The following is a 19,481-nucleotide window of genomic DNA, read 5'->3' as shown; positions in this document are numbered from 1 at the left end:
CCGGCGGCCGGAAACGGCTCGCCGGTTTCTTATGTCCCGCGCGGGCCTTCCGGCCGTTCTCCCCGGAAGGAAAACCCGTCATGAACACCGAACAGACCATCCGCACCTTCGTCGAGTTCTTCGAAGAGCGGGGCCACCGCCGCGTCGTCGGCTCCTCGCTCATCCCCCCGCCGGGGGACCCCGTGCTGTTCACCACGTCGGGCATGCACCCGCTCACGCCATATCTGACAGGTCGGCCGCACCCGCTCGGCACCCGCCTCGTCGACGTGCAGCGCTGCCTGCGTACCACCGACCTGGAGGAGGTGGGGGACCGCACGCACCTGACCGTCTTCGAGATGCTGGGCTCCTGGTCGCTCGGCGACTACGACAGCCAGCAGAGCGTGCGGTGGGGGTACGAGCTGCTGTGCGACGGCTTCGGCCTGGATACCAGCCGGCTGCATGTCACCGTGTTCGGAGGGGACGGGGTCGGCGGCGACGATCAGGTAGGACCGGACACCGAGTCGCTGTCGACCTGGCGCGAGCTGGGCCTGCCGGTCGAGCTGACGGGGGAGGAGAACTGGTGGTCCAACGGGCCCACCGGCCCGTGCGGCCCGGACTCCGAGATCTTCGTCTGGACCGGTGACACGCCACCGCGGGGCACACCCACCACCGACGACGGGTGGGTCGAGGTGTGGAACCACGTGCAGATGCGGTATGACCGCCAGGAAGACGGGACGTTGCGGCCGCTGTCCCAGCCCGGCGTCGACACCGGGCTGGGGCTGGAGCGGCTGCTCTGCGTCCTGCAGGGCAGGGATTCCGTGTACGGGGTGGACGTCTTCGAGCCGTGGATGTCCACTGTGCCGCCACTGTGGCCACTCGACGAACCGTCCACCCGGATCGTCCTTGACCACCTGCGTTCGTCCATCGTGGTCATCGGCGACGGCGTGCGCCCCTCGAACACGGGCCGCGGGTACGTGCTGCGCCGGCTGGTGCGGCGGGTACTCACCACGCTGTGGCGCGAGGATCCCGGCCGTACGCTGTCCGACCTGCCCGTCGAGCCGATCCGGCACACCATCGACCACTTCGGACTGTCCATTGGTGTGGAGCCGGTACGCGATGTGCTGCTCGGCGAGCAGGAGCGCTTCCGCGACCTGGTGCGGCGCGGGCGGCGCGTGGTGTCCCGGCGGCTGTCGCGCGGCCCGCTCGGGGAGCGCGACTACCAGGACCTGCACGAGACCCACGGCCTGCCAAGGGAGCTGGTACGCACGCTCCTCTTGACAGGTCCGTGGTGAACCCGTGGACCTACAGGCGGGCAAGCCACTTGCTCAGCCGGCTCATCGCCTTCACGGTGAAGGTCTCCACGACGTCGGGGTCGGCTGTCCAGCCGGCCTCCCAGCCGCGCTCGTAGAGCACCATCACCACGTCGCCGACCCGCACCACGGAGACGAGGCGGACCTCGTCGCCGCCGGTCGGGTTGCCCACCGCGTCCGTTGCGGGATAACGCCTCTCGAAGACGAACGAATCATCACCGTGCTTCGACGCCGGCACGATCTTGTATCGGTCGTCGCCGTCCTTGGCGCAGTCGCCCACCGCTTTCCTTAGCTGGGCCATGAAATCCTTCGCCCCGCCCGCCTTGTACGCGGTGATGGTCTCGTCGAACGTGCCGTCCGGCACGTACTCGGGCTTCGGCGCGGTCCAGTAGGTGACGTGCCGGGTGCGCCGCACCTGGACCTTCGCGTCGCTCCGGTACGTCGCGCCACACAGTTCGGGCAGCATCTCCTCGCTGGACACGTCCTTCACCGGCACCGTGCCGTTGGTGTCGCCCACCTGGAGGAAGGCACTGTCCGGAATGGACCGTGGCACCGGCCGCCCGGTCGCGCTGGCGCTAACCCGTGGTGCACCCGTCGCGCTCGGCGAGGCGGGCGGCGGGCTCGGCGCCGGTGTCGATGGCGTGGCCGCCGGCGGTGCCGGCGACAGCGTCGCGGTGGGCGTGCCGCCCGGTGTCACCGGCGGGCCGGAGTCCGCGCGCAGCAGCCACTGCGCGCCGCCGGTCGCGCCGCCGACCGCGACCGCGGCGGCCGCGATGACGGACACCACCCGCATCCGGGTCCGCCGGTCGCCGCGCGACCGCAGGTCGTTCGGTGGAGCCAGGTGTACTGTGTCCGCCTCGTCGGCGAGGTCACGGTACGCCCGGTCGAAGTCAGTCATCCCCGTTCCCTTCCCACGTCCCGTTGGCAGCCCCGGAGCCGGCCAGCACCTCGGCGAGGCCCGCTCGGCCCCGCGACAGCCAGGACTTGACAGTGCCGACCGCCACGCCTGTTTCCGTGGCGATCTCGGCGATCGGCAGGTCGAACAGATAATGCAGCGCCAGCGCCTGCCGCTGTGCCACCGGCAACCGCCGCAGCGCCTCCACCACCAGGACGGTGTCCTCGTTGGGTGGCCGTACCGTCTCGGGCGGACCGGTGCGCAGCAGCGCCGTGCGCCACCGCCCCAGCCGCCGCCAGCGATCCGTGGCCAGCCGCGTCACGGTCAGCCGCACCCACCCTTCCGGGCTGGGATGCGCCGCAACCGTCCGCCACCGCTGCCACGCCCGCGTGTACGCCTCCTGCACGAGATCCTGCGCATCGCCAAGATCCCCGACGACCGCGTACCCATACCGCATGAGCCGCACCGACGTGCTCCGGTAGAACTCGTCGAAACTGTGTGTGTCCCGCATTCCTCCCCCGCTCTCGCAGCACCTGAGATGGTTACGACCGACCAGCCACGAAGGTTGCAGTACCCCACAGCGCACGTGAACTGGCCGTGAGCCGCCGCTCTTGACGCAACCAAATGGTTGCAATAACGTGGTGGAAATGATGGCGATGGAGAATCTGCCCGAGGTGGTGTCGCGCGAGGAGTGGTTCGCCGCCCGCCGGGAGTTGCTGGCCAAGGAGAAGGAGCTGACGCGGGCCCGTGACCGGCTGAACGCCGATCGCCGCCGCCTTCCGATGGTCCGCGTCGACAAGCCGTACACGTTCGAGGGACCGGACGGCGCCGTCGGCCTACTCGACCTGTTCAAGGGCCGGGCGCAGCTCGTGATGCACCACTTCATGTTCGCCCCTGACTGGGATCAGGGCTGCGCGAGCTGTTCCACCGCCGCCGACGGGATCAGCGGGCTGCGGCAGCTGCACGCCCACGGCACCACGCTCGTCGCGGTGTCGCGCGCGCCGTACGCGAAGATCGCCGCGTTCCGCGAGCGGATGGGGTGGACATTCCCCTGGTACTCGTCGTATGGCAGCGACTTCAACTACGACTTCCACGCCACGCTCGACGACCGGGTCGCGCCGGTGCTGCTGCACTACCGCACCGAGGCCGAGCTGGCGCAGGCTGGTACGCCGTGGACGAGCGGGCCGTGGACCGAAGACATGCGCGGCTCGGAGCTGCCCGGCATCAGCGCGTTCCTGCGGGTCGGCGACGACGTCTTCCACACCTACTCGACCTATGGCCGCGGCATCGAGGAGTTCCACAACGGCTACCGGTACCTCGACCTCACCGCCCTCGGCCGCCAGGAGGAGTGGGAGGAACCGCGTGGACGCGCCGTCCCGCTCGGCCTCCAGGTCGGCGGCCCCAACCTGCGCCTACCCGACGAGTACTGAGAATCGACCTCAGGCCAGGCGGGCGTTGAACTGCTTGACGCCGATGGCCGCGGACAGCGACATCGGCACTGCGAAGACCGCCCAGCTGATGAGGTACCCGACGAGCCATTGCAGGTCCGAACCGCCGTTCAAGGGGATCGCGCAGCTGATGACGCCGAGGGTGATCCAGTAGGCGAACATGCCGATCACGCCGGGCCTGGTGCGCTCGACCCAGATGTTGCCGATGCCGTAGGCACCCCAGAGCCCGCACGCGAGCTCGATGATCAGCGCCTTGCGCAGCGTCCTGGGGCGGACCGGGGGATGAGTCACCGGCGAAGTGTGCCAGCCGTCCTCAGAGGACGTTGCGGCGGGCTGCGTTGCGGCGGCGCTGGGGTCGAGTGCCGCGATCAGGTCATCCCGCTCACTGGTACGGATCGGTGATCTCGCGTAGGCGCGTGAGCGCCTCGCGGAGCTGGCGTGCGCGCTGCTTGCCGAGGTGTGCCTCCCACTCGGCCTCCACCTCCGCGACCACCGCGGCCGCGATCGGGATGCTCCGCGCGCCGCGCTCCGAGACGCGCACCAGCCTGGCCCGCGCGTCCGTGGGGTCGGGCACGCGCTCCACGTATCCCGCGCGCTCCAACTGGTCGACGAGGAAGCCGGCTGACTGCTTCGTGATCTGCGCCTGCTCGGCCAGGTCGGTCAGCCGGCTGCCGCCCGGCGCGATCCGCTGGAAGACCCGCGCCTGCGCCGGGGTGACGTCGCCGAAGCCCGCCTCGGCCAGCGCGGCGAACACTCGGCTCTCCATCGCCCGATAGGGGATAAAGAGAAGTAAGCCCAGGTTGAGCGGGGTGTCAGCCACTGCCTACTCCTTGACGTTAGTCAGAGTCTCTGATTAAAGTAGTCAGAGAATCTTACCAAATTGGGAGCTGTCATGGACCGCGACGAGAGCTGGCGGGTCATCGCTGAGCAGCGGCTCAGCCTGGCAGACCTGCTGGAGAGCCTGACCGAGGTCGAGTGGGAGGCGCCGTCGTTGTGCGACGGGTGGCGCGTGCGCGACGTCGCCGCTCACGTGGCCATGGCGTCGCAACCGCCCGGCGCGTGGTTCATGGTCAGGGAGGGCGTGCGCGCCCGGGGTCGCTTCCACCGGCTCAACCACGACGTCGCGGTGCGCCACGCGGGCCGGCCGACCAGCCAGATCGTGGGGGAGTTGCGCGACTTCGCGGCGTCGCGCGCACTGCCCGCCGTCACCAACTATCGCAACGTCCTCTTCGACATCCTCGTACACGGGCAGGACATCGCCGTGCCGCTCGGCCGCGACCGGCCGATGCCGCTCGACGCGGCGCGGGCCGGCGCCACGCGCGTGTGGACGATGGGCTGGCCGTTCTGGGCGCGGCGCAGGCTGCGCGGCGTGCGGCTCGTCGCCACCGACACCGATTGGACGGCCGGCGAGGGCGCGGCGTTGCACGGCCCGACAGACGCGTTGTTGCTGCTGCTCACCGGCCGCATCGCGGTCGCCCTGCCGCGCCTGTCCGGTCCGGGCCGCGACCACCTGGCCGGACGGGCCAGCGCGGGCCGCGGCCACGCGCCATGATGGAGCGATGGACTACGGGGGAAGGCGCGCGTCCGCCTCTGCTCTGCCTCCGCCGAGGAAGCACAGGCTTGAGGGAGGCAGAGCAAGCCTTGAGGGAAGCAGAGCAAGTACAGCGCTCTGGGGGGCCTTCGCCGCCATCGCGGCGGTGTCCTGTGTACTGGTGACGCGTCGCCAGGACAAGCTTTCCGACCTGCACATCTACTACGGCGCCATGCGGCACCTGCACGAGGGCCGGCCGCTGTACGAGTTCGTGGCGGAGAACGGCGGCCCGTTCACCTACCCGCCGTTCGCGGCCGTCGTGCTCTGGCCGATCGCCCTGGTCCCGGAAGGATTGCTGCAGGTCGCGTGGCTGGCTGCCACCGTCGCGGCGCTGGCGGCGATCGGCGTGTTTGTGGGGCGAGCGTGCGGAAGCGGCCGTCCCGCGGTGACCGCCGCTGTCGCATGTGGACTGCTGCTGTCGGCGCCCGCGCAGAGCAACCTGCGCTTCGGCCAGGTCAGCGTCTTCATCGTGTTGCTGGCACTTGTCGACGGCATGGGCTTGACGCCGGCCCGGTACCGCGGGCTGCTCGTCGGGGTGGCCGCCGCCATCAAGCTCACCCCGCTGCTGTTCGTCGTCTACTTCCTCGTCGCCGGCCGATACAGGGACGCGGCCCGCGCGGGCGGCGCCTTCGTGGCGTGCCTGGCGGTCGGGGCTGTGCTGCTGCCGTCGGAGAGCCTGGCGTTCTGGACCGGCACGATGGCCGATACCTCCCGCATCGGCAACCTCGCCTCGCTGGGCAACCAGTCCGTCCAGGGCGCGCTGCTGCGCCTGGGCCTCTCGCCTGACGCGCTGCCGCTGGTGTGGGCGGCGCTCGTCGCGGTCATCTGCGGCACCGCGCTGCTGCGCGCCCGCCAGATCGAGCACAGTGGACATTCCGCGCCCGCCGCCGTACTGGTGGGCTGCGCCACCGTGGCCGCCTCACCGGTGTCGTGGACGCACCACCAGATCTGGCCGGTGCTCGCCGCGATGCTGCTGATCGCCACGCGGGGCACCGCGCGCCGGGTGGCCGGCGTCGCCCTGCTCGCCGCGATGGTGGCCTCGCTCGGCGTGGTGCTGCGCGGGTTCGCGTTGACGCCCGGCATCCAGTTCGCGCTGGAGAACGCCCGCGCGGTCGGCACCGTCGCCGTCTGCGTGTTCGGGTTCGGCGGCGTCGCCGTGGTCGCCGCGACGCATCGCGGCGCCGTGCGGCGCGCCCGCCGCTGGGCGGTCGCCACGGCCGCCGCGACCGCGCTCGCCGTGGTGGCGGTGCAACCGTTGCCCGCGGCCGCCGACCCCACCTTCAAGGCGTACAGCTGGCAGCACACGAGCAATCCGCGGTACTTCTACGTGTGCCACGACGAGGCCGGTTGCGCCGACTTCCTCGGGCCGCGGGCGATCCGGTTCGCGGTGACGGCGGAGAAGACGAAGGTTCGCGTCAACGGTGTGGTCGACGCGCGGGTCGGCCGGCTGGAGTACCACTCCGCGCCCGGCGGGTCACCGCGCGAGATCCCGCTGCTTGGCCTGTACCCGGATCAGCGCGTCTTTTCGTTCCGTTCCGCGAGCCTGTCGCACGGCCGCCTGGTCGTCTACGACGTGGCCGGCCGCCCGCTGGTGACCTACACCAGCGAGCTCGCGCCCCCGGCTCCGTGATCAGGGCGTCCCTCACGCTGCCCTAACGACTTGAGGGACGCCCTGATCACGGGGTTGGCGCGGCCAGGTCGGTGCCCTCCAGGAGGGACCACAGGCCGGCGCCGTCAGGCGCGGCGAGCCAGCGCTTGCCGGCCTCGTCGGACTCGACGGGCGCGCTGCCGGCGGCAGACGGGAGCGAGCCCGCCAGTACGGCCTGCGTCGGCGACAGGTGCCGGATCGCGACCGCCGCCACGTGCTCGGGATGGCTCGCCGCGAACGTCCGGTAGATCTCCGGGTCGTGCTGGCCGTCGTCGCCCACCAACAGCCACCGCACCCACGGCAGCTCGCGGGCCAGCCGCTCCAGCGCGGCCAGCTTGTGCTGCTTGCCGCTGCGGAAGAACCGGTCTTTCTGCGGTCCCCAGTCGGTCAGCAGCAGCGGCCCGGCCGGGTACAGGTGGCGGGACAGGAACCGGGTCAGGGCGGGCGCCACGTTCCACGCGCCGGTGGACAGGTACAGCACCGGGGCGCCCGGGTGCGCGGTGACGAGCCGCTCGTAGAGGACGGCCATGCCGGGGACGGCGGCGCGGGCGTGCTCGTCGAGCACGAACGTGTTCCATCCGGCCAGTAGCGGCCGGGGGAGCCGGGTGACCATGACGGTGTCGTCGATGTCGGAGATCAGCCCGAGCCGCACGGCGGGGTCGGCGATCCGCACCGGCGCCTCGACAGCACCGCCCTCGATCGGGCCGGCCTCAGGCGTGGAGAGCCGCACCGTGCGCCACCCGGGCTCAAGGTCGGCCTCGACGGTGAGGTCGATGAACCCACCCCGGTTCGCGTGCGCCTCGTACCGCCTGCCGCTGACCTCCACCACGAACGGCGCGTCCTTCGCCGACACCGTCGTGAAGCTGCGCCACCCGCGCACCTTGCCGGGGCGCTTGCGCGGCGTGCCACCCGGGCGGGTCACCATGATCCGGCCCATCACCCGCACCCAGCCGGGCGCGCCGTAGCCGGCGTACGGCACGATCGTGCTCAGCCAGCCGCGCCGCCGCAGCCACCGCTCGACCACCTCGTGCACCGCGTCTTCGATGCGCGCCGCGCGGTGCAGCACCGCCGCCTCGGCTGGAGTCTCCGTCACGCCGTCAGCCTCGCACACGCCCCAGCGTGGAGAGCCACGACGTCACCAGAGTGGCGAACGCGGCCGGGCGTTCGAGGTGCAGGAAGTGGCCGGTGCCCGCCCACACCACCATGCGCGAGAGCGGATGCCCGCCGATGGCGGCCTCCCAGGCGGCCGGTTCGGCCAGCGATCGCAGGCACAGCACCGGACAGGTGCGCCGGCGCAGGTACCGCTCGGCGGCCGGGCGGGCACCGAACGCGCCCGGGTCCGTGTACATGCCGGCGTAGCAGTCGGCCAGCACGTGTCCCGGGGTGGCGAGGAACTGCCGGCGGATGTCGGGCGGCAGCTCGCCGAGGTGGGTCACGGCCGCGGGCCCGCCTTCCCGTACCGCCGACAGCCGCTCGTCGAACAGCCGCTCCTCGGCGGCGTCCGCCCCGTACGCGGGGTCGACGACGACCAGCGCCTCGACGGTGCCGGGGTGCTCGACCGCGAGCGCGGTGACGACCTGCGCGCCCATGGAGTGTCCAATCGCGACAACCGGACCCAGGCCGAGGTCGGTCGCCAGCTCCGCGAGATCGGCCGCCAGGTCCGCCGGCCGATAGCCTTCATCGGGTACCGGTGAGCGGCCGTGCCCGCGCAGGTCGACGGCCACGGTGCGGCACCCGGGCAACGGGATCGGATCCCACACCCGCGAGTCGCCACCCCAGCCGTGCACGAGCAGCAGCGGCCTGCCGGCGCCCGAGTCGCGGTAGTGCAGCCGCATGTCAGCCCGCCCGGTACGCCACGGTGTCGAACTCGGCCACCGCGCCCTCGCCGGCCAGGTCGTGCACCCACAGCCCCACGAACGCGCCAGTGAAGCCGAACGCGCGCACCTGCCCGTCGACGAACTCGTCCGCGTACTCGTCGGAGAGCACGGTCGCGTCCAGCTCCACGGGGACAGCGTGCCAGCCGCGGCCGGTGTTGCTGGCGAACCGCACGACCGGGCCGTCGAACTCGACCCGCAGCCCGATCCGGGCGGGCACCTCGTCGCTGACCCGGTGCGTGGTGCGTGCACCCTTGTCGCTGACCACCAGCTCGAGTCCATCGGCGGTCACGCACAGGAAGTACCAGTTGCGGGAGTTGTAGTACCCGGTGACGCCGGCCGCCTGGTGCACCGAGCCCGGCCGGAAAGCCATCCTGGCCTCCAGGACGCACCGGGTGTCGGTGACGGGCCGCCCGACGAGGCTGGGCGACCGCGTGCCGTACGGCGACTGCCCACCATGGACGGTCCACCGTGCACCGTCCAGATTGAGCCAGTCGGCCGAGGCGGGACGGCGCAGCGTGCTCCAGCCCTCGTCGGCACCGGGCCACGGGTGCGCCGGCAGGTCGGGCGCGGGCACCTCCACGGCCGGTACCCCGCCGGCCACCCGCGGCCAGCCGTCGACCCACTCGACGCGCTGGATCGCGGTCTCCCGGCCCAGCACGCACCGCCCCCGCTCGGTGTACGGCCGGGCGGCCAGGTGCGCCATGTACCAGGAGCCGTCACCGGTCTGCACGAGGCTGCCGTGGCCGGCCTTCTGCAGCGCGAGGGTGGGATCGTGCCGGGCGGTCATCGTCGGCCCGTGGGGATCCGCCTCGTACGGCCCGAACAGGTCACGCGAGCGGGCGACGGTCACGCCGTGCTCGTACCCCGTGCCGCCCTCGGCCACCATCAGGTAGTACCAGCCGTCCACCTTGTACAGGTGCGGCCCTTCGACGAGCGGCACCGTGCCCGCGAAGATGGACCTCGGCGCGCCCGCCGGTTTGCCGTGCTCCAGCAATTGAATGTCGATGCCGGCGAACCCGTGCCCCGGCCGGGAGTCGAAGACCATGCCGAGCAGCCACGTCGAGCCGTCGTCGTCGTGGAAGAGCGCCGCGTCGAAGCCGCGCCCCGGCAGTGGCACCGGGTCTGACCACGGTCCCTCGATCGAGGGCGCGGTGACGAGGTAGTTGCGCACGTCCTTGTAGCCGGACGCGTAGGTGTCGACGACGCCGTACACGAGGTGGAAGAGCCCGTGCGCGTACGTCAGGTCGGGCGCCCACACACCGCCGGAGTCCGGTACGCCGGTGAGGTCGAGCAGCCGCGGGTCGGTGAGGATGCCGCCCAATGGCCGCCAGTGCACCAGATCCCGCGAGTGGTGCACCCGCACGCCCGGCCACCACTCGAATGTGGACGTGGCGATGTAGTAGTCGTCGCCCACCCGCAGGATCGAGGGGTCCGGGTGGAACCCCGGCAGGATCGGGTTACGGATCACGCCGTGTACTCCAGCTCGTGCGCGGCGACCGCGTGCTGGAACGGCAGCCCTGCCACGTACCGGGCGACCTCGTCGACCGCGCACGCGCCGAGCCGGTGCAGCTCGTTGCCCAGCGCGCCGGCGATGTGCGGGGTCAGCACGAGGTTCGGCAGGTCGTAGAGCGGCGAGTCGGCCGGCGGTACCTCCGGTTCGGTCACGTCGATCACCGCGTGCAGGCGGCCGGTGACCAGCTCCCGCACCAGCGCGTCCTGGTCGACCAGCGCGCCCCGCGCGGTGTTGATGAGCGTGGCACCGTCGCGCATGCTGGCCAGCCCGGCGCTGTCGATCATGTGCCGGGTGCTGGGCAGCGACGGCGCGTGCAGGGTGACGATGTCGTTGCCCCGCAACAGGTCGGGCAGGTCGACCAGGCGCACGCCCAGCCGCTCAGCCTCCACGGAGTCCACCAGAGGATCGTAGAGGCTGACCTCGTAGTCGAACGGGCGTAACAGCTCGATGACCCGCCGCCCGATGCGCGACGCCCCGACCACTCCGACCGTGCGCCGGTACCCGCCGATGAGCGGGTACTCGGTCAGCGTCTCGACGCCGCCGCGGCGCGCCCGGTACACCCGCTCCAGCTCCCGCGCGCCCTTCGCCGCCAGGATGATGGCCGCGATGGTGTATTCGGCGACGGGCAGCGCGTTGGCCGCGGCGGCGCTGGAGACGACCACGCCGCGCGCCCAGCACGCCTCGGTGACGTGCGCCTTGACCGACCCTCCGGTGTGGACGACCGCGGTGAGCCGCGGTGCGGCGTCGAGCACCGCGGCGGTGATGGGCGGGCAGTCCCACCCGGTGATGAGGATCTCCGCGTCCGCCAGAAAGCCGGCCCCGGCGTCGAAGTCGTCCAGCACCAGGTCGGGTGCGACCGCCACCAGGTCGTGCAACTGTGTCCACAGTGGCCGGTCGAACAACCTGGCTGGCAGGTCGCGCCGCATCGCCAGAATGGCTCGCGGCCTACTTTCCGGTGAGGAACGCATTCGCCTGCTTCTCCATCTCGGCCTGTAGCGTGTTCAGGCCGGCCTTGTCGAGCGCCTTCTTCAGGGCGTCGAGTCCCTTGTCGACATCTACGGCTCCGACGAACAACGGGTTCGCGTACTGGGTCATCGCCGCGATGACCTGCGCGTCCTCCCGCTTGACCGGCTCGGGGTCGGGGATGAAGCTGGCGAACGGGTCGACGGTGAAGTTGGCATAGTCCTTCGCCCAGGTGAACCAGGCGTCCTCGGACTCCGTGATGTCCTTGATCTTCAGCTCCAGGTCGGCGCGCCAGCACAGCGCGAAGCCCGGGAAGGCGTACTTGCTGACCTGCTCGAACCTGTCCGAGCCGACCGGCCGCCAGTCGGTGCCCTCGACGCCGTACGAGATGAGGTCGTGGTTCGCCTTGATGGAGAGCCAGTCCTCGAGCTGCATGGCGCGCTCGTTGCTGGTGCCCTTGACGTTGAACACCACGAAGTTGTCGGCCTGGAACGTCTGGTACGGCTTCGCGGCCTTGCCACCGCGGAACGGCACCACGTTGGCCAGCCGCGCCCCCGGCACCGCCGCGGCCAGCGCCGCCACCGACTTGGACGACAGCCCATCGGTGATCGCCCACCGCGACGCGTAGCGTCCGGACTCGAACTGCGTGCCCACGGTCGACGTGTCGACGTTGAGGGCGTCCTTGTTGATGATGCCGTCCAGGTAGTACCGCCGCACCGCGCGCAGCGCGTCGACCATGCCCGGCGCCTCCCAGAACGGCACCGGGCGGGACGAGCCGGTCTGCTTCGCGTCGGCCGCCATGACGAACGGAAGCGAGTCGCCGTTGAACGTCTGCGTGCTGGGCTGCGGGTTCTCCCAGCTGTACTGGTTGAACAGGCCGACCGGCTGTCCACTGGAGATGAGCAGGTCGGGCATGTTGGAGTTGACCGCCATCGGGATGACGTTCTTTTCCCTCTGCTTGACGGCGTACCAGAATCTCTCGAGTGTCGCGTAGTCGGTGATTTCCGCGAAGCCCAGCTTCTCCGCCAGGTCCTGCCGGATGTTGAAGTGCTGGATGCGAGCGGCGGCGTTGACCTGCGGGATGCCGTAGAGCTTGCCCGACCACTTGTTCTGCTCGATGAGCTGCTGGTCCAGCGTCTTCGACAGGTTGGGGTATTTGCCGCTGGCCAGCATCTCGTCGACCGCGACCAGTGACTTGCTGGCGACGAGCTGCGTCATGCTGAGCCAGCGCGCCTGAAGGGCGGTGTCGAAGCTCTCGCCCGCGGTGAACTTCAGCAGCGTCTGGTTCTTGTAGTTGGCCCAGGCGGTGAACTGCGGGCTGATGGTGAATCCCAGGTCGGCCTTGAGCTTGGCGTTGACGGCGTTGAGAACGGCGTCCCAGCCGGGCGGTACGTCGCCGGGCAGCAGCACGGTGAGCGCGCCACTGGACCCGCTGTCGTCCTCGCCGCCGCCGCAGCCGGCGGCTCCGAGCAGGGCCGCGATGGACAGTCCGCCACCGGCGGCGAGCAGTCGGCGTCGGGAAATGGACATGGCTTTCCTCCGAAAGGGGGGTGAGGTTGGTTCAGCCTTTGGTGGCGCCCAGCGTGATGCCCTTGACGAAATAGCGCTGGGCGAACGGGTAGGCGAGCAGGATCGGGCCGATGGTGACGGCCGTCAGCGCGAGCCGAAGCTGGTAGACCGGCGGGGACTGCCCGGCGGTGGTGGGCAGCATCTGCGAGAACGACACGTTCTGGATCAGGTTCTGCAGCAGCAGCGGAAGCGGGTACTTGTGGACGTCGGTGATGAACAGCAGCGCGGTGAACCACTCGTTCCAGTAGTGGACCGCGTAGAACAGGCCGACCACGGCGAGGATCGGCTTGGACAGGGGAAGCACGATGCGGAAGAAGATGCGCCATTCGCCGGCGCCGTCGATGCGGGCCGATTCGAGGATCGCCTCGGGTAGCTGGCGGAACGCGCTGACCTGGATGAAGACCAGGAACGGCGCGACCAGCAGCGGCAGGATGACGGCGAAGTAGCTGTTCTGCAGGTGCAGGTACTGGGTGACGAGCAGGTACAGGGGCACGAGTCCGCCGCTGAACAGCATCGGCAGGTAGGCGAAGACAGCGATCGGCCGGCTGATACCCGGTAGCCGGCGGGCGATCACCCAGGCGATGCCCGAGGTGGCGGCCAGCGACATCGCGGTGCCGACGACGGTGATGAAGATGCTCGCGAAGTAGGCTTCGAGGACGGTCGGCCCGGTGAAGATCATTTCGTACGCGGCCGTGGAGAACGGCTGCGGTATCAAGCTGTATCCCGTGGTGGCCAGCTTCGACTCGGCGGTGAACGAGCCCGAGATGATCATCCAAAAGGGAACGACGCACAGCACCATGAAGAAACCGACACCGACGATGCTGACGATGGTGAAGGGTTCCAGCTTCTTCTTTCTCATAGGACGCTGCTTTCCTTGGCGTACTTGCGCTGGATCAGGACCGCGGCCGTGACGAGGATGAAGCCGACGACCGACTGGAAGAGCCCGACCGCCGCGGTCGTGCCGAAGTCGCCGAGCTGTCGCAGCGACCGGAAGACGTACGTGTCGATGACGTCGGTGGTGGGGAAGAGCGTGCCGTTGTCGCCGACGATGGCGTAGATGGTGCCGAAGTCGCCGTAGAAGATCCGGCCGACGCCGAGCACCAGCAGGACCGCCGCGGTCGGCCGCAGCAGCGGGATGGTGATCCGCCACGCCATCTGCGCGCGGCTGGCGCCGTCGATCGACCCGGCCTCGTAGACCTCTTCCGGTATCGAGGTGATCGCGGCGAGGAAGATGACGCTCAGGTAGCCGCCCATCTGCCACACCTTGACCACGGTCAGGATCCAGGGCCACGGGCCGGGCTGGGTGTACCAGTCGACGGTCGGCAGCCCGAACCCGGCGAGCGCGTCGTTGACGGCGCCGCCCGAGCCGCCCACGCCGGCCAGCAGCACCTGCAGGATGATGCTGATGACGATCGGGGAGACGAAGTACGGGAAGAAGATCGTCGACTGCGCCACCCGCTTGAAGAACCGCCCGCGGATCTCGTTGAGCATCAGCGCGAGCGTGATGCCGGCCCCGAGGGTGGCGGCGAGGAAGAGCGTGTTGAGCAGCAGCGTGTTCAGCAGGATGCGGCCGGCCTCGCCGGAGGAGAAGAAGTAGCGGAAGTTGTCCAGCCCGTTCCAGGGGCTGCCGAAGACCCCGTCCGCGACGTTGAACTCCTTGAACGCGACGACCAGGCCCACCATCGGCAGGTACGCGAACACCACGAAGAAGGCGATGGCGGGCAGCGCGAGCAGGCCCACCCAGAGGTTGCCGCGCAGCGGCTTCTGCCGCCGCGGCGGTGCGGCGGGCTTCGGCTTCGAGGCCGCCCGCCGTACTTCCCTGGTCTGTAAGGCGCTCATCGTCCGATCCTGTGAGCTAGGCGATAGAAAACGTTCTCTTGGGTGTTCAGGAACGTAGCCCGGCCGATCCGGCGGTGTCAAGAGTATGAACAGGGTGATGCGGTTGTAACAACGGACCTCTAAGGTGGAGAACGATTTCATGGAACGACGGGAGTCTTCGTGAGCGACAGGCGGAATGAGCGGGCCACGGTCAAGGACGTGGCGGCCCGCGCGGGGGTGTCACCGGCGACGGTCTCGCGGGTGCTCACCGGCGACTACCCGGTCACCGCCACCACCCGCGGCCGCGTCCAGCGGGCCATCCGCGAGCTGGACTACGTCGCCAACGCCCAGGCCCGCGCGCTCAAGGGCGCCGGCACCCGGCTTGTCGCGTTCGTCATGGAAGACGTCACCGGCCCGTCGTTCGCGTACGTCGCCAAGGGCGTCGAACACCAGGCCACCGCCCACGGGCGGCTCTGCCTCATCTGCACCACCCACGGCGACCCCGCGCGCGAGCTCGCCGTCGTCGAGGCCATGCGCGAGCAGCGCGCGGACGCGGTCATCCTGGTCGGTGGCGGGTTCCTCAATGACGAGTACCGAGCTCGCATGATCCAGTTCGCGCACGCGCTCGACAAGGCCGGCTCCCGCCTCGTACTGTGCGGCCGCCCCTCGCTCGGCGACGACGTGCCCACCACGGTGGTGGAGTACGACAACGAGGGCGGGGCGTACGCGGTCACCAGCCACCTGCTCTCGCAGGGGCACCGCCGGGTCGCCGCGGTCGGCCTCACCCGGCTCGACCACACCACCAGCCGCGACCGGCTGCGCGGGTTCACGCGGGCACACGAGGAGTACGGCGTCCCCGTCGACGAGACCCTGCTGCGCGCGGCGGCGTTCACCGAGGCGGACGGGCACGCGGCGACGCGGGCGCTGCTCGCCGAGCGCGCGGACGTCACCGCGATCTTCGCCGCCACCGACATGGTCGCCGCCGGTGCCTACCAGGCGCTGCGCGAGGCCGGCCGGCGGGTGCCCGAGGACGTGTCGGTCGTCGGGTACGACGACATCCCGCTCGCGGCCAACCTGTACCCGCCGTTGACCACCGTGCGGGTGCCGACCGAGGAGCTGGGGCGCACCGCCGTGCGGCTCGCCCTGAACCCGGCCGAGAAGCAGCACGTCGTCCTCGGCACCCACGTGGTGGTACGCGATTCCGTGGCACCGGTCGTGGTCCGGAGTTCTGCGGGTAATCGTTTACTACGATAGCGTTGCTGGTCGTGCTCGACGCCCGCGCCCTCAACCGCGCCCTCCTCGCCCGCCAGATGCTGCTCGACCGGCACCAGGTGACCGCCGCCGGCGCGATCGAACACCTGGTCGGATTGCAGGCACAGGAGCCGCTCGAGCCGTACGTGGGACTGTGGAGCCGCGTGGCCGGATTCGAGCCGCGCGAGCTCGTCGACCTGCTGGAGAGCCGCCGCGCCGTGCGCGCCATCGCCATGCGCCGCACACTGCACCTGCTCACCACCCGCGACTGTCTCGTGATGCGCCCACTGCTCGACCCGGTGATCGTGGGACGGATGTGGACCACGCTGCGCCGCGTACTGCCCGGCGTCGACCTGGAAGAGCTGGCGAAGGCCGGCCGCCCGTACTTCGAGGAGCAACCCCGCATGGTGTCGGAGGTCGGGCGCGCGCTCGCCGACCGCTGGCCCGGCGCCACCCCGCGTAACCTCGGCGACGCGCTCAGCTGCGTCGTGCCGCTCGTGCAGGTGCCGCCGCGCGGCATCTGGGGGCAGAAGGCGCCGGCGCTCAACACGACCATCGAGGTGTGGCTGGGTCAGCCGCTCGTCGACCCGACCCCGGAGGCGCTCGACGCGCTCGTGCTGCGCTACCTTGCGGCGTACGGACCCGCGGCCAGCGCCGACATCCGCGCCTGGTCCGGCCTCAGCGGACTGCGCGAGTCGGTGCGACGCCTACGCCCCCAACTGCGCACATTCCGCGACGAGCGCGGCCGCGAACTGCTCGACGTGCTCGACGCGCCACTGCCAGACCCGGAAACGCCCGCCCCACCCCGCTTCCTGCCCGCGTTCGACAACGCGGTGCTGGCGTTCGACGACCGCAGCCGCATCATCGACCAGGAACACCGCAACCTCAGCGTGGCGGGCGCCCGCGTCCTGCTCGTAGACGGCCGCGTCGCGGGCAGCTGGACCATCGCGTCCGAGAGACTCCAGATCACGCCACTACGGCCGTGGACATCCACGGAGCGCGACGCCGTGATGCGCGAGGGCGAGGCGCTGCTCACCTTCCACGACCTCGCGGGCGCGAGCATCGACCTGCTCTAACTACAGAGCCTTTGAGCTGCCGCGACGTCCGCGGCGGTCCAGGGCCGTTGCTCCCGCGGCCTCACCCGCCGCGTTCCCACAACCCGTCGATGTCGTACCGTGCGTGCAGAATGCGGGCCATGTCTGAAGCAGACGCTCACCAGCACCACACCATCGACTACATCGAGCTGACGGTCACCGACCTCGACGAGGCCAAACGCTTCTACGCGGCGGCGTTCGGCTGGCAGTTCAACGACTACGGCCCTGGCTACGCCGGCATCCGCGCTCTCGACGGCACCGGCGAGGTCGGCGGTCTGCGCCTCGACCAAGACGCGCGTCCGAGCGGCGGCGGCCCGTTGGTGCTCCTCTACTCCACCGACCCCGACCAGACCGTCGCAGCGGTGCGAGACGCCGGTGGCGAGGTCGTCAACGGCCCATACGAATTCCCGGGCGGTCGCCGCTTCCACTTCACCGACCCAAGCGGCAACGAGCTGGGCGCCTGGGCCGAAGCCTGAGACCTACCTGGTGTCCGCGTTTCCGTCGTGGGTCCTGGAACGCCTCCGACGTGGCGTTGAAAGAGCAGGCGGCGGAGGCGAGGGTGGCGCGGTGGTGTCAGCCTTGCGGGCCGGGGCCGGTCCTGACCACGCGGTTGTCGTGTTCGCAGCGCACCAGGCTTCGTTTCGGTGGTTGGGCGGGCAGGTTGGGCAGCCAGCACTTGACCGGTTCGGGCGCCCCGGCTATCAGCCAGGCTTCGAGAAGGTCGCGGCCGCGGTAGATCCGGACGACGTCGTCGCGGTTCGTGTTCCTGCGGGCGCGTCCGCCGGGCGGTTTGTTGCGCTGCGGGCTGGCTGCCGCGCTGGCGGGAGCCTTCTCGCCACGTGATGCGCCGGGCTGTGCCCGGGCCGGCGGCGTGACCAGCTTGGCCAGGGTGGACACCGGAGGCCGCCCAGTCCAGTCGCGCGTGATGGTGGTGCGCGGCGCTTGGGCGAGGTCGGCATTGAGGCCGCGCTCGTGCAACTCGCGGCGGAACTCGGCGTCGGCTTCGTAGCCCCAGTCAGCCACGATCAGCGGCGGCCGCCGCCCCGGGACACCAGCTCGCCGCGCATGTCCAAGGCGAGGCGCCACCTCCCCCGGTGGCCGGTCTCTTCGCTGATACCGGCCTTCCGGCGGCTTTGGGCGAGGCCGGGTCCCATGACTCGGGGACGACAGCCGCCAGTGCACCAGACGCGACGGTGTCGGTGACCATGCTGACGCTGACCGCGATCTGGCAGCTGGTCACTTCCGACCGCGCCGGTGTACAGGCGCGCCACACACGGCGACGCCGCGCCGCACGTGAGTAGACCGGTGTCATCGATCGCCCACGCCACCGCTTCGTCAACCAGTTCGGCGATCCGGGCCGCCGTTGACTGGATCGACTTACGCCGCCCACCGAGCCTCAGCCCTTGCGGATACAGCCCGCCCGGTCCTGCCAACACGATCCCCGGCCTACGTCCGCCGGTGGTAGATGTTGCGCCGGGGCCGACGCTCACTGTCCACATAGGGCGGTGGAATGAACTCTGGCCGGCCGTCGTCGGCCATCCGCACCTCCCACTCTCCGCGGTGGATGAGCCGATGGTGATATCCACACAACAGGACGCCGTTGTGCAGCGCGGTATCGCCGCCGTCTGTCCAGTGCCGAATGTGGTGGCCGTCGCACCACTGTGGTGGTCGATCACATCCGGGGAAGGCACATCCACCGTCCCGCACAACCAACGCCCGTCGCAGTGGTCCGGTGAACAGCCGTCGTTGCTGTCCGACGTCGAGGATCTGCCCCTGCCCGCCCAGCACGATCGGCAGGATGTGGGCGTCGCAGGCCAGCCTTCGCACCTGCTCCGCGCTCAACCGCTCTCCACTGTCGAGCTGGCCGTGGCCGAGCTCCTTGCGCACGACGTCGTATGGCACGGTGACGGCAACCTGTGGCCGGTCTCCGCCGTTGTCCGGTAGCTGCTCGGTGCGTAACGCCAGCCGGCACACCTCAACTAGCGCGTCGGCGCGGCGCTGGGCCGGGGTTCGTTCCAGGTCGGGCTTACACAACGGATCTAGGGCGGCGTTGACGATGGCGGCGGCCTCAGCGTCCAGCCAGCCGGTGACCCGGAAGCGGCCGTCGCCGTTGTTGGTCAGGGTGAACGCCCGCGTCCGCTGGGCGCGTTTCTCATTCCGCTCGGCGGCCCGCCGGTCGGCTTCGTCGGCCACTTCCGGTGCCACATGCACCAGGATCCGCTCCGCGGCCTTGCGGAAGATGGCCGGCTCCCAGTCGGCGAACTCCGCGATCAGGGCTTTCTCGGCCAGGTCCACCACATCCGCCGAATTCTCGTCGGCCAGGTCGTGGACGGTCTTGGCGACGATGTGTGCCTGTTCGACGTTGATAGCGCCGCTTGACAGTGCCGTGTCCAGCGCCGGCCGTTGGTCGAGTGTCTTGGCCAGGTCGACCGTGCGGCGGGCGGTGTGGATGCTGATGTGGAGGCGTTCGCGGAGCCAGACGGCGGTGCTGGCGGCCTGCTGCGTGATGGGTAGGTTGCGGCCGT

21 protein-coding genes are annotated in these 19,481 nt (G+C 70.4%); 7 read left to right on the top strand and 14 right to left on the bottom strand.

Features of this window, described 5'->3' with window-relative positions:
• Positions 1-80: 80 nt before the first annotated feature.
• Positions 81-1,271, top strand: a complete 1,191-nt coding sequence (locus QMG73_RS06415) for an alanine--tRNA ligase-related protein (protein ID WP_281893087.1) — start codon at positions 81-83, stop codon at positions 1,269-1,271.
• Between the two features lie 10 nt (positions 1,272-1,281).
• Here QMG73_RS06415 and QMG73_RS06410 read toward each other — a convergent pair whose 3' ends face one another.
• Positions 1,282-2,187 (bottom strand): hypothetical protein, encoded by a 906-nt coding sequence (locus tag QMG73_RS06410; protein WP_281893086.1) that lies wholly within the window; start codon positions 2,185-2,187, stop codon positions 1,282-1,284.
• Positions 2,180-2,695, bottom strand: coding sequence for a SigE family RNA polymerase sigma factor (locus QMG73_RS06405; protein WP_281893085.1), 516 nt, complete (start codon positions 2,693-2,695; stop codon positions 2,180-2,182). Before QMG73_RS06405 ends, QMG73_RS06410 begins: the two co-directional genes overlap by 8 nt.
• Positions 2,696-2,831: 136 nt before the next feature.
• On the opposite strand from QMG73_RS06405, the gene QMG73_RS06400 reads away from it, so the two are divergent.
• The gene (locus tag QMG73_RS06400; protein WP_281893084.1) at positions 2,832-3,614 is read left to right on the top strand and encodes a DUF899 domain-containing protein; all 783 of its coding nucleotides are present in this window, start codon (positions 2,832-2,834) and stop codon (positions 3,612-3,614) included.
• Between the two features lie 9 nt (positions 3,615-3,623).
• On the opposite strand, the gene QMG73_RS06395 is transcribed toward QMG73_RS06400, so the two are convergent.
• Positions 3,624-3,923, bottom strand: coding sequence for a hypothetical protein (locus QMG73_RS06395; protein ID WP_281893083.1), 300 nt, complete (start codon positions 3,921-3,923; stop codon positions 3,624-3,626).
• Positions 3,924-4,014: 91 nt separating this feature from the next.
• Positions 4,015-4,452, bottom strand: a complete 438-nt coding sequence (locus QMG73_RS06390; protein ID WP_281893082.1) for a MarR family winged helix-turn-helix transcriptional regulator — start codon at positions 4,450-4,452, stop codon at positions 4,015-4,017.
• 72 nt (positions 4,453-4,524) lie between these two features.
• On the opposite strand from QMG73_RS06390, the gene QMG73_RS06385 reads away from it, so the two are divergent.
• Both QMG73_RS06385 and QMG73_RS06380 read left to right on the top strand, forming a co-directional pair.
• Positions 4,525-5,184 carry a maleylpyruvate isomerase family mycothiol-dependent enzyme gene (locus QMG73_RS06385; protein ID WP_281893081.1) on the top strand — a complete coding sequence of 220 codons (660 nt, stop codon included), beginning with the start codon at positions 4,525-4,527 and terminating at the stop codon, positions 5,182-5,184.
• Positions 5,185-5,344: 160 nt separating this feature from the next.
• Positions 5,345-6,853: a glycosyltransferase 87 family protein gene (locus QMG73_RS06380; RefSeq protein ID WP_281893080.1), complete on the top strand. Its 1,509-nt coding sequence runs from the start codon at positions 5,345-5,347 to the stop codon at positions 6,851-6,853.
• A gap of 46 nt (positions 6,854-6,899) precedes the next feature.
• On the opposite strand, the gene QMG73_RS06375 is transcribed toward QMG73_RS06380, so the two are convergent.
• Genes QMG73_RS06375 through QMG73_RS06345 form a run of 7 tightly spaced genes read right to left on the bottom strand, consistent with a single transcriptional unit; the run spans position 6,900 to position 14,632 of the window.
• Positions 6,900-7,964 (bottom strand): App1 family protein, encoded by a 1,065-nt coding sequence (locus QMG73_RS06375; protein ID WP_281893079.1) that lies wholly within the window; start codon positions 7,962-7,964, stop codon positions 6,900-6,902.
• Between the two features lie 4 nt (positions 7,965-7,968).
• Complete coding sequence (locus QMG73_RS06370) at positions 7,969-8,706, bottom strand: alpha/beta fold hydrolase (protein WP_281893078.1); 738 nt, start codon at positions 8,704-8,706, stop codon at positions 7,969-7,971.
• A gap of 1 nt (position 8,707) precedes the next feature.
• Positions 8,708-10,216, bottom strand: coding sequence for a glycoside hydrolase family 43 protein (locus QMG73_RS06365; protein WP_281893077.1), 1,509 nt, complete (start codon positions 10,214-10,216; stop codon positions 8,708-8,710).
• On the bottom strand, positions 10,213-11,187 hold the full coding sequence (locus tag QMG73_RS06360) for a hydroxyacid dehydrogenase (RefSeq protein WP_281893076.1): 975 nt from the start codon (positions 11,185-11,187) through the stop codon (positions 10,213-10,215). Before QMG73_RS06360 ends, QMG73_RS06365 begins: the two co-directional genes overlap by 4 nt.
• A 19-nt stretch (positions 11,188-11,206) precedes the next feature.
• A complete protein-coding gene (locus QMG73_RS06355) occupies positions 11,207-12,754 on the bottom strand; it encodes an ABC transporter substrate-binding protein (protein WP_281893074.1) in 1,548 nt (515 codons plus the stop codon).
• 31 nt (positions 12,755-12,785) lie between these two features.
• A complete protein-coding gene (locus QMG73_RS06350; RefSeq protein ID WP_281893073.1) occupies positions 12,786-13,652 on the bottom strand; it encodes a carbohydrate ABC transporter permease in 867 nt (288 codons plus the stop codon).
• On the bottom strand, positions 13,649-14,632 hold the full coding sequence (locus QMG73_RS06345; RefSeq protein ID WP_281893072.1) for an ABC transporter permease subunit: 984 nt from the start codon (positions 14,630-14,632) through the stop codon (positions 13,649-13,651). The genes QMG73_RS06350 and QMG73_RS06345 overlap by 4 nt, the downstream gene beginning before the upstream one ends.
• Before the next feature lie 159 nt (positions 14,633-14,791).
• Here QMG73_RS06345 and QMG73_RS06340 point away from each other — a divergent pair, with 159 nt between their 5' ends.
• The 3 genes from QMG73_RS06340 to QMG73_RS06330 all read left to right on the top strand — a co-directional run bounded on the left by QMG73_RS06340 (position 14,792) and on the right by QMG73_RS06330 (position 17,432).
• Positions 14,792-15,865 (top strand): LacI family DNA-binding transcriptional regulator, encoded by a 1,074-nt coding sequence (locus QMG73_RS06340; RefSeq protein WP_281893070.1) that lies wholly within the window; start codon positions 14,792-14,794, stop codon positions 15,863-15,865.
• 11 nt (positions 15,866-15,876) lie between these two features.
• On the top strand, positions 15,877-16,938 hold the full coding sequence (locus QMG73_RS06335) for a winged helix DNA-binding domain-containing protein (protein WP_281893069.1): 1,062 nt from the start codon (positions 15,877-15,879) through the stop codon (positions 16,936-16,938).
• Positions 16,939-17,057: 119 nt separating this feature from the next.
• Positions 17,058-17,432, top strand: coding sequence for a VOC family protein (locus QMG73_RS06330; RefSeq protein WP_281893068.1), 375 nt, complete (start codon positions 17,058-17,060; stop codon positions 17,430-17,432).
• Positions 17,433-17,529: 97 nt separating this feature from the next.
• Here QMG73_RS06330 and QMG73_RS06325 read toward each other — a convergent pair whose 3' ends face one another.
• The 3 genes from QMG73_RS06325 to QMG73_RS06320 all read right to left on the bottom strand — a co-directional run.
• Positions 17,530-17,979, bottom strand: coding sequence for a hypothetical protein (locus QMG73_RS06325; protein ID WP_281893066.1), 450 nt, complete (start codon positions 17,977-17,979; stop codon positions 17,530-17,532).
• A 2-nt stretch (positions 17,980-17,981) separates the two neighbouring features.
• Entirely contained in the window at positions 17,982-18,455 is a 474-nt protein-coding gene (locus QMG73_RS46310) for a transposase (RefSeq protein ID WP_407676753.1), read from the bottom strand.
• Positions 18,403-19,481 (bottom strand): HNH endonuclease signature motif containing protein (locus QMG73_RS06320; RefSeq protein WP_281893065.1); only part of this gene is annotated, 1,079 nt, incomplete at its 5' end. The genes QMG73_RS46310 and QMG73_RS06320, both read right to left, overlap by 53 nt.

Origin of the sequence: Phytohabitans aurantiacus (assembly GCF_027923225.1) — a bacterium.
Lineage (GTDB): Bacteria > Actinomycetota > Actinomycetes > Mycobacteriales > Micromonosporaceae > Phytohabitans > Phytohabitans aurantiacus.
The sequence above is the reverse complement of the archived record's forward strand: the minus strand, read 5'-3'. Positions and strand labels throughout refer to the sequence as shown.